Annotated in this window: 16 protein-coding genes; 8 read left to right on the plus strand and 8 right to left on the minus strand. The window is 31.8% G+C overall.

Going from position 1 to position 13291, the window contains the following annotated elements:
* Positions 1 to 2: 2 nt before the first annotated feature.
* Both ACFWU4_RS07355 and ACFWU4_RS07360 read left to right on the plus strand, forming a co-directional pair.
* Complete coding sequence (locus ACFWU4_RS07355; RefSeq protein WP_411126343.1) at positions 3 to 230, plus strand: hypothetical protein; 228 nt, start codon at positions 3 to 5, stop codon at positions 228 to 230.
* Positions 230 to 802 carry a phosphatase PAP2 family protein gene (locus ACFWU4_RS07360; RefSeq protein ID WP_411126345.1) on the plus strand — a complete coding sequence of 191 codons (573 nt, stop codon included), beginning with the start codon at positions 230 to 232 and terminating at the stop codon, positions 800 to 802. The genes ACFWU4_RS07355 and ACFWU4_RS07360 overlap by 1 nt, the downstream gene beginning before the upstream one ends.
* Here ACFWU4_RS07360 and ACFWU4_RS07365 read toward each other — a convergent pair.
* Genes ACFWU4_RS07365 through ACFWU4_RS07385 form a run of 5 tightly spaced genes read right to left on the minus strand, consistent with a single transcriptional unit; the run spans position 789 to position 5430 of the window.
* Positions 789 to 2399 (minus strand): ArnT family glycosyltransferase, encoded by a 1611-nt coding sequence (locus ACFWU4_RS07365; protein WP_411126347.1) that lies wholly within the window; start codon positions 2397 to 2399, stop codon positions 789 to 791. The genes ACFWU4_RS07360 and ACFWU4_RS07365 overlap by 14 nt on opposite strands.
* A complete protein-coding gene (locus ACFWU4_RS07370) occupies positions 2392 to 3015 on the minus strand; it encodes a lipid-A-disaccharide synthase N-terminal domain-containing protein (protein WP_411126349.1) in 624 nt (207 codons plus the stop codon). The genes ACFWU4_RS07365 and ACFWU4_RS07370 overlap by 8 nt, the downstream gene beginning before the upstream one ends.
* Positions 3012 to 3728 (minus strand): glycosyltransferase family 2 protein, encoded by a 717-nt coding sequence (locus ACFWU4_RS07375; RefSeq protein ID WP_411126351.1) that lies wholly within the window; start codon positions 3726 to 3728, stop codon positions 3012 to 3014. Before ACFWU4_RS07375 ends, ACFWU4_RS07370 begins: the two co-directional genes overlap by 4 nt.
* Before the next feature lie 41 nt (positions 3729 to 3769).
* Positions 3770 to 4849, minus strand: a complete 1080-nt coding sequence (gene meaB, locus ACFWU4_RS07380; RefSeq protein WP_411126353.1) for a methylmalonyl Co-A mutase-associated GTPase MeaB — start codon at positions 4847 to 4849, stop codon at positions 3770 to 3772.
* 14 nt (positions 4850 to 4863) lie between these two features.
* On the minus strand, positions 4864 to 5430 hold the full coding sequence (locus tag ACFWU4_RS07385; protein WP_411126355.1) for a DUF2911 domain-containing protein: 567 nt from the start codon (positions 5428 to 5430) through the stop codon (positions 4864 to 4866).
* A gap of 254 nt (positions 5431 to 5684) precedes the next feature.
* Between ACFWU4_RS07385 and ACFWU4_RS07390 the strand changes: the two genes are divergently transcribed.
* From ACFWU4_RS07390 to ACFWU4_RS07415, 6 genes are all read left to right on the plus strand, one after another.
* Entirely contained in the window at positions 5685 to 6182 is a 498-nt protein-coding gene (locus ACFWU4_RS07390; RefSeq protein WP_411126357.1) for an RNA polymerase sigma factor, read from the plus strand.
* Positions 6166 to 6738: a hypothetical protein gene (locus tag ACFWU4_RS07395; protein ID WP_411126359.1), complete on the plus strand. Its 573-nt coding sequence runs from the start codon at positions 6166 to 6168 to the stop codon at positions 6736 to 6738. The genes ACFWU4_RS07390 and ACFWU4_RS07395 overlap by 17 nt, the downstream gene beginning before the upstream one ends.
* A 79-nt stretch (positions 6739 to 6817) precedes the next feature.
* The gene (locus tag ACFWU4_RS07400; RefSeq protein ID WP_411126361.1) at positions 6818 to 8440 is read left to right on the plus strand and encodes a hypothetical protein; all 1623 of its coding nucleotides are present in this window, start codon (positions 6818 to 6820) and stop codon (positions 8438 to 8440) included.
* A gap of 207 nt (positions 8441 to 8647) precedes the next feature.
* On the plus strand, positions 8648 to 9283 hold the full coding sequence (locus tag ACFWU4_RS07405) for a peroxiredoxin-like family protein (protein ID WP_411126363.1): 636 nt from the start codon (positions 8648 to 8650) through the stop codon (positions 9281 to 9283).
* 32 nt (positions 9284 to 9315) lie between these two features.
* Positions 9316 to 9999, plus strand: a complete 684-nt coding sequence (locus ACFWU4_RS07410; protein WP_411126365.1) for a peptidoglycan DD-metalloendopeptidase family protein — start codon at positions 9316 to 9318, stop codon at positions 9997 to 9999.
* Positions 10000 to 10035: 36 nt separating this feature from the next.
* Positions 10036 to 10992: a lipid A deacylase LpxR family protein gene (locus ACFWU4_RS07415; RefSeq protein WP_411126367.1), complete on the plus strand. Its 957-nt coding sequence runs from the start codon at positions 10036 to 10038 to the stop codon at positions 10990 to 10992.
* A 16-nt stretch (positions 10993 to 11008) separates the two neighbouring features.
* Here ACFWU4_RS07415 and ACFWU4_RS07420 read toward each other — a convergent pair whose 3' ends face one another.
* The 3 genes from ACFWU4_RS07420 to ACFWU4_RS07430 all read right to left on the minus strand — a co-directional run bounded on the left by ACFWU4_RS07420 (position 11009) and on the right by ACFWU4_RS07430 (position 13258).
* A complete protein-coding gene (locus tag ACFWU4_RS07420; protein WP_411126368.1) occupies positions 11009 to 11821 on the minus strand; it encodes a toxin-antitoxin system YwqK family antitoxin in 813 nt (270 codons plus the stop codon).
* Between the two features lie 174 nt (positions 11822 to 11995).
* A complete protein-coding gene (locus ACFWU4_RS07425) occupies positions 11996 to 12496 on the minus strand; it encodes a hypothetical protein (protein WP_411126370.1) in 501 nt (166 codons plus the stop codon).
* Between the two features lie 174 nt (positions 12497 to 12670).
* Positions 12671 to 13258, minus strand: coding sequence for a hypothetical protein (locus ACFWU4_RS07430; protein ID WP_411126372.1), 588 nt, complete (start codon positions 13256 to 13258; stop codon positions 12671 to 12673).
* Positions 13259 to 13291: the final 33 nt, after the last annotated feature.

Here is a 13291-nt window from a genome sequence, read left to right on the forward strand (position 1 = left end):
AAATGGAATTACCAAAGTTTATATTAGGCGATAATACGGATTATCCAGATTCAATATTCATTATTCATACAGAATTTCCTAGATTTATTATTGATCTTAAGGACGACGAGGTCGAGTGGTTTGAAGAATTTGACCAACACGATGAGAAAGAATTAGAAACTGAAACAGAAAACTATATAAAATTGGCCACTGAATTTTACGATAGAGAAGTGGCGCGTTACGATGACTAATGCTAGATAGACTTTTAGAATTAGATACAGAACTTTTTTTATATCTCAATAGCTTGGGCTCAGAAACATGGGATGCCATGTGGCTTCTCATAACTGATGAGCTTACATTTGTTCCACTATATGCAATTCTTCTATTTTTAATTTATACAAAGTATGGACTTAAACCATTGTTGATAATGGTTTTGGTTATAGCAGCTATGATTACATTCACAGACCAAACTACAAATATTGTAAAGCGTTCTGTTCTGCGTTTTAGACCTTGTGCCTGTGAGGAAATTATGGATACTATAAGATACATTGCAGAACGTTGCAGCAGCAATAGAAGTTTCTTTTCAGGGCACGCTTCTAACTCTATGGCAGCAGCTGTTTTTGGTGGTTTAGTATTACGACCGTATTACAAAAACCTAATTTTCATTCTCTTATTTTGGGCGTTTATTGTAGCTTATAGTAGAATATACGTTGGTGTACATTTTCCTGTTGATATTTTATGCGGAATGCTCTTTGGCGCGCTTGCTGGTTCTGGATTCTATAAGCTTAATACCTTTCTTCTGAAAAGGTTTATCTCCGAGTAAGCAGATACAACTTATTAGTCAGTCGATTCTTATAATCATTTTTAGAGAAATTTAAATCATAAGTTTCAATATATTCAATCGTATAAATATTTGAAAGTGATGCTATAGTTTCAGGATTTACGTTATTAGCTAATAAACCAAATTTAGTTTCACTTGGCAACACATACCCTTCATCAGTTTTTATACTCGGGATTTTATTTCCATAATTATAAATCACTTCGGGCGCTACATAATCTAAATGGTATAATTTAAAATCGGATTGTTGTAATTCTGAAACTGGTTTGTAATCTGTTTGGGCTTGAATTCTAGCTAGGGGAAGGCCTAAAAAACCAATACATAACATAAAAGTAATAGTTAAATAGAAGAGGTTTTTAATATTTTGATTTTTAAGATTTTTAATGACTAAAAACCCAACTACAATTAAAATTATAGTAAGAACAATAAATCTAATTAGAACAGAGCCAGATAAGAATGGTCCAAAAAAGAAACCTAAAACCGAAAATAGAATTGCAATTGCTCCAATTAACCCAAACTGAAAATAAACAGGAAAAGTCTCTCTTTTATCCTTTAAGTTTTTAAATTCTCGAATTAAATAGTCAATATAAAATCCAATATTGAAAGCTAACGGGATTAGCACTGGCATGAGGTAACGCGATTTCTTTTCAGGAATAATTGAAAGGAGAATTACGGCGATTATTGTCCAAAAGAAACTAAATCGATAGGCCTTTAAATTTGAAACACGAGATTTCATATATGGATATAGTAAACTTACAAACGCACAAATTGTCCATAAGCCACTCTGTACAAAGAAACTCCAGTAGTAATAAAAAGGTCTCACATTATAACTGCTCCAATTTGAGGTTTCCTTGGTTGCTATTCTTGTAAACGTTTCAGGATCGGCTACGCGTACATGAAAATACCACCAGCCACCTAATACAATCCCGAAAACTAAAAGACTTATGAGTTTTAAAAAATGAAGTGTTCCTCCCTTAAATTTAAAAGCGATGCCATAAGCAATTACAAAGGGTAAGAATAAGACATATAAGGAAACAGGCCCTTTAGATAAAACAGAACCTGCTAAGAATAATACACATAATAGACTGTTTAAGATTGGTGTCTTTGCTTTCTGAAACAGTTGAAAAAGTTGAAATATTGCCATCAACATAAAGCCATGCGTATAAATATCCCAAGGCGCTTCAATAGTAATACCTATGCAATAAAATGAGGATAGCACAATAAACCCATTGATTAAACTATGTGATTGTGTAAGCTTTATTTTTTTTGACAATAGGAATGTAGATATGCCAATGCTCGCTAAAAACAATAGTGGTGGCCAGCGTAAGGCCAATACAGATTTAATACCAAATAAATAACCGAAAATAGCAGTAATCCATGTAGGTAAAGGTGGTTTTTGATAACGTGGTTCTCCATTCATTGTGGTTAAAATCCAATTATCGTCAGTAAGCATTTCTCTGGCCGATATAAAATTCCTAGCTTCCATAATCGTCACTGGTATAGCATCTATAGTGAAGCCCAACATTACAATTACAAAAAGTAAAAGACTGAGAATTGGATATTTTTCTAAATGCTTAATCATTAGAACGTCTTATTAAATAAGCATTACGGATATAAATGATAAGCCCGAATAAATGACCGACTAATAACACTGGATCTTTTCTTATTATGGCATAGGTTAAAATTAAACCAGCACCAATTAAACTTAGCACCCAAAATCCCATTGGTAAAGTTGATTCTTTATGACGTTCAGCATGAATCCATTGATATACAAAACGCAAAGTGAATATAATTTGAGCAAAAATACCAAGGATTAATAACCATAGTGGAATGGCTTCATTTTTAAACAAAAGTTCTATATCAATTTTATTATTGTTGTAATAGAAGATAACAATTAGAATAGGAGCGATAAATAGAAAATAGCGTATGAGTTTAGGGAATTTTTGCCATTGTCCTTGTAACTGAAGGTTCCTGATATAAATAAAATAGGTTAAACTTTGCCCAAGCATAATCGCAAAATCTAGTCGTAAATAACCATAAATAAAAAGAAGAAAAGAAGCAATTAAACTTAAGGTCCAGAAAGTACTTGGTGTAATAACCTTACGCTGTTTCTCTGATGTAATCCACTGAATTAAAAGTCGAGATGAAAATAAAATCTGTGCTAAAAATCCGATGCTGTAAATGATCCAATCTTTCATTTACTTGCTTTTTCAATTTCGTAATTGATATACTTTTTCTTCATCCACAGATAGGCAAAGCAATCCATTAAAGGACCCAAAAGTCTATTCCATAAACCAAATTTGGCAGTGCCTGCAATACGAGGAAAATGCTGAACAGTTATTTGTGTTACTCTGCCATTTTGCAACATAATCATAGCAGGTAAAAAGCGATGCAAACCTCTAAACATTGGGATGCGTTTTGCATAATCTGTCTTTATCACTTTTAGTGGGCAACCTGTATCGTCCATTCCATCATGAGTAAAGGCACGTCTAATACCATTTGCAATTTTAGATGACATATTCTTTACGAAAGAATCTTTTCGGTTAGACCTTACTCCTGTAACTAATTCATAGGAGCCAATATGTTCTAATAGCACATTAAAATCTTCTGGTGCTGTTTGTAAATCAGAATCTATGTAACCTACTAATTCTGAATTTACATGATCAAAGCCCGCTTTTATAGCAGCACTGAGACCTCGATTTTCTCTAAATAAAATATATTCAAAAGCACTGTTGCGTTTACAGATAGCCTCAATTAATGCCTGACTATTGTCTTTAGATCCATCATTAACAAATAAAATTGAAGTTGATACTGAAGCAATCTCTAGGTATTTAGAAAGTTCTGTTTCTACACGTTCTAAATTTTCTTCCTCATTAAAAACAGGAACAACAATTGTAAACTTATACTTCATGCGTTTGATGGCTTAGTAAGTGCAAAAGTATTGTTTTTTTATCACAACGAAAGCAAGTATTCGGCAGCTGCAAAAGGAGTTGTTTTTCCGGTTTCAACTAGTTCAATTTGAGACTTTAAAGTACTTTTAATTTTTGAAGCATTATAAAAATTAGATTTTAGACGCTCTTCAATAGTTTGTAATAACCAAAACTTATTTTGATGTGTTCTATTCTCAGAAAAATAATTGTTAGAAGTTGTTGCTTTTAAGTAATCTTGTATAAGATCCCAAACTTCAGAAATTCCTTCTCGTTTTAGAGCACTACTTAGCGCTACTTTGGGTGACCAACCTGATGCTTTTTGAGGATACAAATGCAGAGCTCTATTAAATTCAACTTTAGCCAATTTAGCGGCTTTTACGTTATCGCCATCTGCTTTATTAATGACAATAGCATCGGCCATTTCTATAATACCGCGTTTAATTCCTTGCAGTTCGTCACCAGCGCCTGCAAGTTTTAGTAGTAAAAAGAAATCAACCATACTATGTACAGCAGTTTCACTTTGTCCGACACCAACAGTTTCAATTATAATAGTATCAAATCCGGCAGCTTCACAAAGAATTATACTTTCTCTAGTTTTTCTTGCGACTCCTCCTAATGAGTCCCCAGAAGCTGATGGCCTAATAAAAGCGTTTTTATCTTTAACTAAATCCTCCATACGTGTTTTATCACCAAGAATACTTCCTTTACTTAAAGTACTACTTGGGTCTACTGCTAATACAGCAACCTTTTTACCGATAGAAGTAATGTAAGTGCCAAAAGCTTCAATAAACGTACTCTTACCAACACCAGGCACTCCAGTAATACCAATTCTAACGGATTTATTGGCGTATGGTAAACATGCTGTAATTATATCGTTTGCTTTTTTTGAGTGCTTCGGATGGGTGCTTTCGATCAGAGTAATTGCTCTACTGAGTGACGTTATATTTCCGGCAATTATTCCCGTCACTAGATCTTTTACAGAGGGCTGATTTTTACGATTTGCTTTTATCGTATTTGCAGAATTGGTACTTAATATTTCAGGCGGTGTAATACCATCTTGTTCGTGTAAAGCAGACGAATATGTTTTATCTTTTTTGGCCACTTTACACTCTGTATTTATGGATTGGTAGCATTGTATACTTTCATAGGTATTTCTACCAAAGTATTATCCCAAGCCATTGTGAGCTTAAGATTCCCCGTTTTATTATCAAACGCTATTGTAAATTGTTCTACAGTCTCATCTATTTTTTGAATATCCACTTCGGTTTCCATAACGTCGTAATTAGGATCCCACATTGGTTCCATTTTCTCATTGACTCCCCATTCATATTGCCTTGAGTTGAACATTACTTTCCAACTATCTTTCATTGGTACACTCCAAAGCGTATACTTACCTTTTTTAAGCAGCATACCATCTATCATTAAATCTTTATTGGTTTGGAAGGTTGTAGCTTCATTAGCGCCAGTTCGCCATACTTTATTAAAAGGCACTAATGCCCCAAAAATATCACGTTCGCGTTTAGCAGGTCTATTGTATTCAACCTTAATATCTAAATCATTAAGTGAAATTTTAGCAGTGTCTTTTGGGCTTAAACGTGGTGAAAAAATATTTTCTACCAATACAGAATATAAAAGTAATCCTAAAGCTATTATAGATAATAGGATAAGAAGGCGTTTTAACATAGTAATTTATTAAGCAGTTTATGTCTTGTTAATCTAATTTAAGGAGTTTAAAGATAAATCAAATCCCTAAATTTATAGAATAGAACGCTGAATTTTAAGCAAATCTTATAAAATTGAAAGTTTTTTAGGATTTTTTGCAACACTTAAAATTTTGTATCGTCTTTAAAGTGTAATCAACCAAAACCAATTAAACAATCACTGCGTTTCAAATTCATATCGTTGAAAAATGCAAACAGAATGATCGACAAGCTCAAATGCAGCTTTATAATCAGTACTGTAATGGTATGTTAATAGTAGCAATGCGGTTTATGAAAGACACAATGGAAGCTGAAGATGTTGTGCAAGAAGCCTTTATAAAGGCATTCTCAAAACTAGAGCAGTATAAAGCGGAAGTAAGTTTTGGGGCATGGTTAAAACGGATAGTTATTAATAAATGCATCGACGTTTTAAAAGCTAAGCGACAACGTTTAATTGAATTAGAAGACCATCATTTGAATGTGATAGATGCTGATTATGAGAGTGAATGGTTAGTCGATGATGGCATTACTATCGATAATGTAAAAGAAGCGATAGCACAATTACCAGAAAAATATAAATATGTGGTAATGCTTTATTTGATTGAAGGCTATGATCATAAAGAAATATCAGATATTTTAAATATTTCTGAAGTGGCATCAAGAACGCAATTATCTAGAGGAAAGCAAAAATTACAGTTAGTATTAAAAACAAGGAAAAATGGCACAAGATCTTAGAAATTTATTTGAAGAAGATGAAAAAGGACAGGATATGAAAATGTCTGATGGTCACGACGCGCGCTTTTTCGATAAGCTTGAAGAACAATTACCAATACAGAAAAAATCGCGCCAATTTAGTTTCTTAAATATTGCAGCAAGCGTAGTTGTATTGTTAGGGTTAAGTTATGGAGCATTTCAGTTTTTTAAAACACCATCTAAGGTCGTGCCAGAAACACAAGAACTTGTTGATACTACGGAGTTAAAAACCATAGGAGATTTTTCACCAGAGTTAAAAAAAGTAGAAGACTATTATTTAGCAAGTATTAATTTAGAATTATCTAAAGTACAATTAACACCTGAAAATAAGGAGTTGTTTGATGGCTACGTCCTTCGGCTGAAAGAATTAAATGAAGAATATGAGAAACTAACCATTGAACTTAATGAAAATGGACCTAATGCAGAGACTTTAGATGCTTTAATAGACAATTTAAAATTTAGATTAAATCTTGTTACACGTTTAAAAGACAAACTTCTAGAGTTTAATGATGACACTTTTACAGAATCGAGTATATAATCACAATCAAAATCAATAAATCAAAAAACGAACAGATTTTACTCAGCTCGGCTGGGTATCTCTTAAAATCAAAAAAATCATGAAGAAAACAATCAAAATCTTAATGCTTTGCCTTATAACTTCATTTGGTTATGCACAGAAAAAATTAATTAAAACATCACAGTCAATTAAAGTTAATAAAGACGTTGTAGTTGACTTAAATACGAGCTATGTTGAAATAGAAATTAGTACATGGAATAAGGATATTGTTGAAGTAGATGCCTATATAGAAAGCGATAAATTATCTCCTGAAGAATTAGAATTGGCTTTAAAAGCTTGGGGTTTAACGGTAGACGGATCTAACGATAAAGTTACGATTTCATCAAGCGGTGGTAGAGCCGTTAGCTTATTTGGTGATGGTGATTATGCAGGTATATTAAGAGATTTAGAATTTGAGTTAGCGGATTTACCCGAAATGCCAGAAATGCCTGAGATGCCAGAAATGCCTGAGATGCTAGAAATACCAGAAATGCCAGAGATGCCAGAGATGCCTGAATTTCCTGAGCTACCAGAATTACCTGATGGTATTAAAACCATAACTTTTGATTATGACAAGTACCAAAAAGAAGGTGAAAAGTACCTCTCTGAATGGAGCAAAAAGTACGAGAAAAAAGGCGGTAAAAAATTACAGAAAAGTATGGAAGAATGGGCACGAAAGTTTGGTGAGTCTAATTACCAAGAAAAAATGGCGAAATGGGGAGAAGATTACGGTAAGCGTTTTGAAGGTAAATGGGCTAAGGATATGGAAAAATGGGGAGAAAAATTCGGGAAAGAATTCGAACAAAAATATGCCAAGGATATGGAGAAATGGGGTAAGGAATTTGGAGAACAATTTGGAAAAGAATGGGAAGAGAAAATGGAAGCTTGGGGAGAACGTTTTGGTGAGTCTATGGAAAAGCGTGGTGATGCTATGGCTAAACGTCAAACGGCATTAGTAGAGCGTCAAGCCCAACTAAAAGAACGTAAGGCTGAATTAAAAGCGCGTCAATCAGAGCGCAAAGAAGAAATGGAAGAACGCAGAAACGCTATGCGCAATCAACGCGAGTCTATATTAGTAAAACGTTTGGAGTCTGGTAGAAATAGTAAAGTAAAAAAGGTGATTAAAATTAAAATCCCTAAAAAAGCCAAGCTTAAAACCAATATTAGACATGGTGAAATTAAATTATCTTCAGTTATATATAATTTAACAGGAGACATATCTCATGCATTTTTAGTAGCAGATAACATTGATGGAAGCGATACTTCCATCAATGTATCATATTCACCAGTTTTGATAAACACATGGAATTTGGGAACTTTAAATTTAAACTATGTTGATAAGGCACAGATTAAGAATGCAAATAATTTGGTTTTAAACTCTAAGTCTTCTAATATTAACATAGAAAATTTAAGTGAAACAGGCATTATCGATGGAAGTTTTGGGGATCTTACGATTTCTAATCTATTAGAGTCTTTTAAAAATTTAAACTTGGTATTAGAAAATAGTGATGCTTTAGTTAATCTGCCTAAGAACATCGATTACAACATGTATTATAAAGGCAATCGTTCTAAATTTAATAATAAAAATGAATCACAAAAGACGATTAGAAATTATCCGGAAGGTCAAAGTACTAACCGGAATATTATTGTAAATGCTAAGTATAGTAGTGTTATAATGAATTAATATTAACTTTTACAGTTAAACCAAAAACATTACTTATTAGAGAATCGATTACTTTCAGTCTCTTTAATTATATTCACATTTTTCCATTAAATAGATGTTTCTATTTTATGGGATTTTTTATTTTAATATAACTGTTACTAAATAGTGTAAATGCATCCGTAAGTTTTAGTGCTAACTAGAGACTTAAAGTATTTAAAAAAAATATTTATGAATCTCACAAAACAACTACAAGAGCACGCTAATACCAGTAAATCTAAACTACCTAAGGAGGCATTAGATACAATGCAATCTGCAATAAACGAATTAGTATCATCTTCAATATTAGATACTGCTTCTAAGACAGGAGACCAATTCCCAGATATAAGCTTACCAAATGCAACAGGCAAACAAATTAATTTTAGTGAAATATTAAAGCAAAATAGAGTAGTACTTACATTTTATAGAGGTGGTTGGTGTCCTTATTGTAATTTAGAATTAAGAGCTTTTCAAAATGTGTTATCAGAGATTGAAGCAAAAGGAGCTAAGTTAATAGCTATAAGTCCGGAGACTCCAGATAATTCATTATCAACAACTGAAAAAAATAACTTATCATTTGAAGTACTTTCAGATACTAATAATAAAGTATCAAAGGCTTTAGGCTTAGTTTTTAAATTACCGGAGTCATTGCAAGCTTTGTATACATCTTTCGGAATTGATTTAAGCCAAAGTCAAGACAATAAAGATCAAGAATTACCAATAGCCGCAACTTATATTATAGAACAAGATGGTACCATATCTTATGACTTTTTGAGTGAAGATTATAAGTTAAGAGCAAATCCTAATGAAGTTATTGCAGCACTTTAAAGGATTTTATATTTTTATTGAAATTAAAATGCATGTCTAATTTTTCTTTTAAAACGTTTTTAGAATCTCTAAATACTAAGCCTTTAATCGATGTTTCAATTGCAAATAATTCTTATGTCTCTTTAGATTTATCAATAGATAATCGAGACTTAATAACTGTAAATGTTTCATCTTCGACTGATCTTGAGAATTATATATGGAATTTTATGCGAATTAAAAATGCTAAAGTAGCCTATGGTGGTTACTTAGAGAAGCGCGGTATTTATAATCGAAGCGATTATTTTAATAAATTGAATCCCGACGAAGAGCGCAACATTCATTTAGGTTTAGATTTATGGGTCGAAGCAGGTACACCAATTTATGCACCATTAGATGCTACGGTTCATAGTTTTAATAATAATACCAATTATGGAGATTATGGACCTACATTGATTCTAAAACATAGTTTTGACGCAATAGAATTTTACACACTTTACGGTCATTTAAGTTTAGATTCGTTAAAAGGAAAACGATTAGATGAACAAATTAAAAGCGGGCAACAAATAGCTGTTTTAGCTACATCGGAAGTTAATGGAGATTATCCACCACATTTACATTTTCAGATTATAAAGGACATTAAAGACTATAAAGGTGATTATCCTGGTGTAAGTAATAATTTAGATTTAGAATTTTATAAAAGAAATTGTCCAGACCCAAATTGGCTTTTAAATTTATAGTAAAACCAATTAGTCAATATTCTCGTAAGTATATATATGAGAATAAAAACAGTGATTTTGCTTGTTCTGTTACCTCTGATTTTATGGCCTCAAAAAATAGATCAGACGGTTTCATTCAGATCAATAGGGTCAGATAGCTATTTTAGATTTCACTACGATAATGATTATTTCGCTGCTACAGACGAAAATTATACACAGGGTTATAATTTTGAATTCGTCTCACCAAGCTTGGAAAAGAATCCTGTAAATACACTGTTTTTACAACCTAAAAACATGGTTACTAAATACGGGTTGTCTATTGAGCATATTGGTTTTACACCTAACAATTATGAGCTTGAAGAAATTCAGTTTGGAGACCGTCCTTTTGCAGCAGCCATAATGCTCAAAAGTTTTGCTATTGCGTTTAATAAAGAAAAACAAACACGTTTATCTCAATCCTTAAGTTTAGGTATAATTGGTCCAGGTGCATTTGGTAAAGAAATGCAAGTTGGTATACATGAAGCTACAGGTAATAAAACACCGATAGGTTGGGATAATCAGATAAAAAATGATGTGGTACTTAATTACAGAATCGCTTTTGAAAAACAACTGTACCAATATAACAATCTCATAGCTATAAATGCGAATAGTGCATTGCAATTAGGCACCTTATTTACAAATGCTTCTATAGGTTCTAATATTACGATTGGAAAATTAAATACAGCCTTTATAACATCTAAAAGCGAACGAAAGTTTCAAGTGTATGCCTATGGACAACCACAAATTAATATTATTGGTTATGATGCGTCACTACAAGGGGGTTTGTTTAATAAAGAAAGTCCTTATACTATTTCATCAGATAGTTTAGAGCGATTTACAGCACAATTTAATTACGGATTAATTATAAAAACAAAGACGCTTTATTTTGAATATACCAGAAGTGACATTACCAGAGAATTTAAAACCGGCTCTAGTGCAAAATGGGGAGGCATTAGAATTGGATTTACGTTTTAGTAAAGATGATAACTTTTTAATTTTTTGTTTTTGAAGGCATTAAAACACCATCGCTATCATACCTTAAAATAGAACCAATACGTTTACCTTTTTCATCATAAACGATTTTAGATTTAAGACTACCATTTTTATGATAGCTCAACCAAACACCTCTCTTTTTAAAATAATCTATACCGGCATAATTGCCTGTTTGCATTAAATTTCCGTTTTTGTAAAAGGATTTATACGTGCCAATTTTGTTACCATTTGCATCATAATTTTGGTCAGATAATATTTGTCCATTATCATAATAGACAATTAAATGACCTACAAAATCACCATTAGAATTAAATTTAGAATTTAAGCGCAACTGCCCATTTTTATAATATGCTATATTTTTTATAATGACACCCTTTTTGGTATATGCTGTGTCAGATTCAAGTTGACCATTCTCAAAATAACTTACCCATTTACCAATGGTTACACTATTTTTATAAATGCCTTTAGAGCGCAGTTGCCCGTTACTATGGTAATCTTCAAACGGGCCATCCATATCATAGAATCCTGTACCAGAGTAATTACATTTTGTTTGTAGCTGTCCATTACGATAATACAGCGTAAAAGGACCTTGTGGTTTACCTTCTATATTAAACGTAATTTTAGAATCGATAGAACCATCTTTTCTATAGTAAATCCATTTCCCAACGTTTTTATTCGAATCGGTTTTAAAACCAGTAGCTTTAATACTCCCATCATCAAAATATTCGGAGTACGCATTTTGCTGTGCCGAACTATTGAAGGTTACTGTTATGCAAATAATAAGTAAAAGTCTTTTTAAATAAGAATACATCGGCAGCAATTTTAGACAGACTAATTTAAGAAGAATCTTTACGATAATCTATGCGTCCGATATAATTTGTAAAAGCAAGACTTAAAAGATGAAAATAAAAAAACCGTCTAAGTGACTAGACGGCTTATCTAACTAACTTATTTACTAAATTTCTTTTTCATAGCAATTTTAGTTTTAGTCAATAACGTTATAATTAATTAAATCAAAGCACTCTGAAGTTCCAATTATTCTATAGTAATATACAGCTCTATCATTACCTTCGATTTCGATAGAATAGGTGTTTTCGCAATGTATAGTTATGAATCTGCGTTGGGTTAATGCTTCATTTATATTGTCTTCTTGAATGTAATCAAAATAGAAACGGCCATCATCTAATAGTCCCCAAATCCCAGAAGCAACTTCTACTTCGCCATAAAGATTTTTAAATGTGTTGTCTTCTTTAAATTCTAAAAGAATATCAGAATTTTCTCTAGTATTTTGAAACCATTGATCCCTATATGTCCATTCTGTTCCTGTCCATTCATCTATAATTGATTCTAAATTTTCATTGCGATATAGTTCCCAAGTTCCAATCACTTTTGCTTCTAGAGTATTCTGTTCTATTGGTGTAACTTCATCTTTTTCGCAACTCATAAATGAGATGACTAGTAATAGAATTATTAGTGGTTTTTTCATAAGTGTTAATTTAAAGAGTTTATTATATAACAATTATGATTTAAGATATCCTGAAAATTTATTACATAAATAATAGAATAAAATGTAATAGTCTTGCAACCATGCTATTAGATTTTGGTTTTTATATATTTTTTTATTGATAAGAATAGTTAGGAGCAGAAAGAACTATTGACTTCATTTTTTTAATTTGTAATCTTGAATAATTTCAAAACCAAATAAACCGTTGGTTAACATTAAGTCAATAGATCTATATTCCGAATAATCTATTATTGTATTATAGCGCTCAGGTAATAGAAAGTTTCTTTCACTGTTATCTTTCTGTATATATACTTTTGGATTATTACGTCTAATTTTTTTATTTCCACCACTTTTATAACGTACTAATTTTTCAATTTTATATTCTTCAGTATATGATAATTTATTCTTCCCTATATAATTAATTACCAATATACTACCATTAATTATGTTTCCAAAAATAAGAGTAGCACCAAGTATCATAATTAAACTCATAGAGGCTATATATAACTGTAGTTTGGAGCCTTCAAGTTTATGATAAGTTTCATTTTTATTTAATTTAAGTTTAATAATGAAGTAAACCCCGAAAATTAAGCCACAAACAAAAATACTTCCCCAAAAAAGAGTATGATTATAAAAGGTTTTATCGATTAATAAGTAAACGGCCACATGAAATAAGCCGCCTAATGATGCCATTAGTTTATAATTAAGACGTTCTCTCTTTTTCTTGGATTTCTTTTTTGGCATTTAATTTTAGTTTAGAATTTTACAATTAAAGGA

Source organism: Winogradskyella sp. PE311, from assembly GCF_046545555.1.
Taxonomy (GTDB): Bacteria; Bacteroidota; Bacteroidia; order Flavobacteriales; family Flavobacteriaceae; genus Winogradskyella.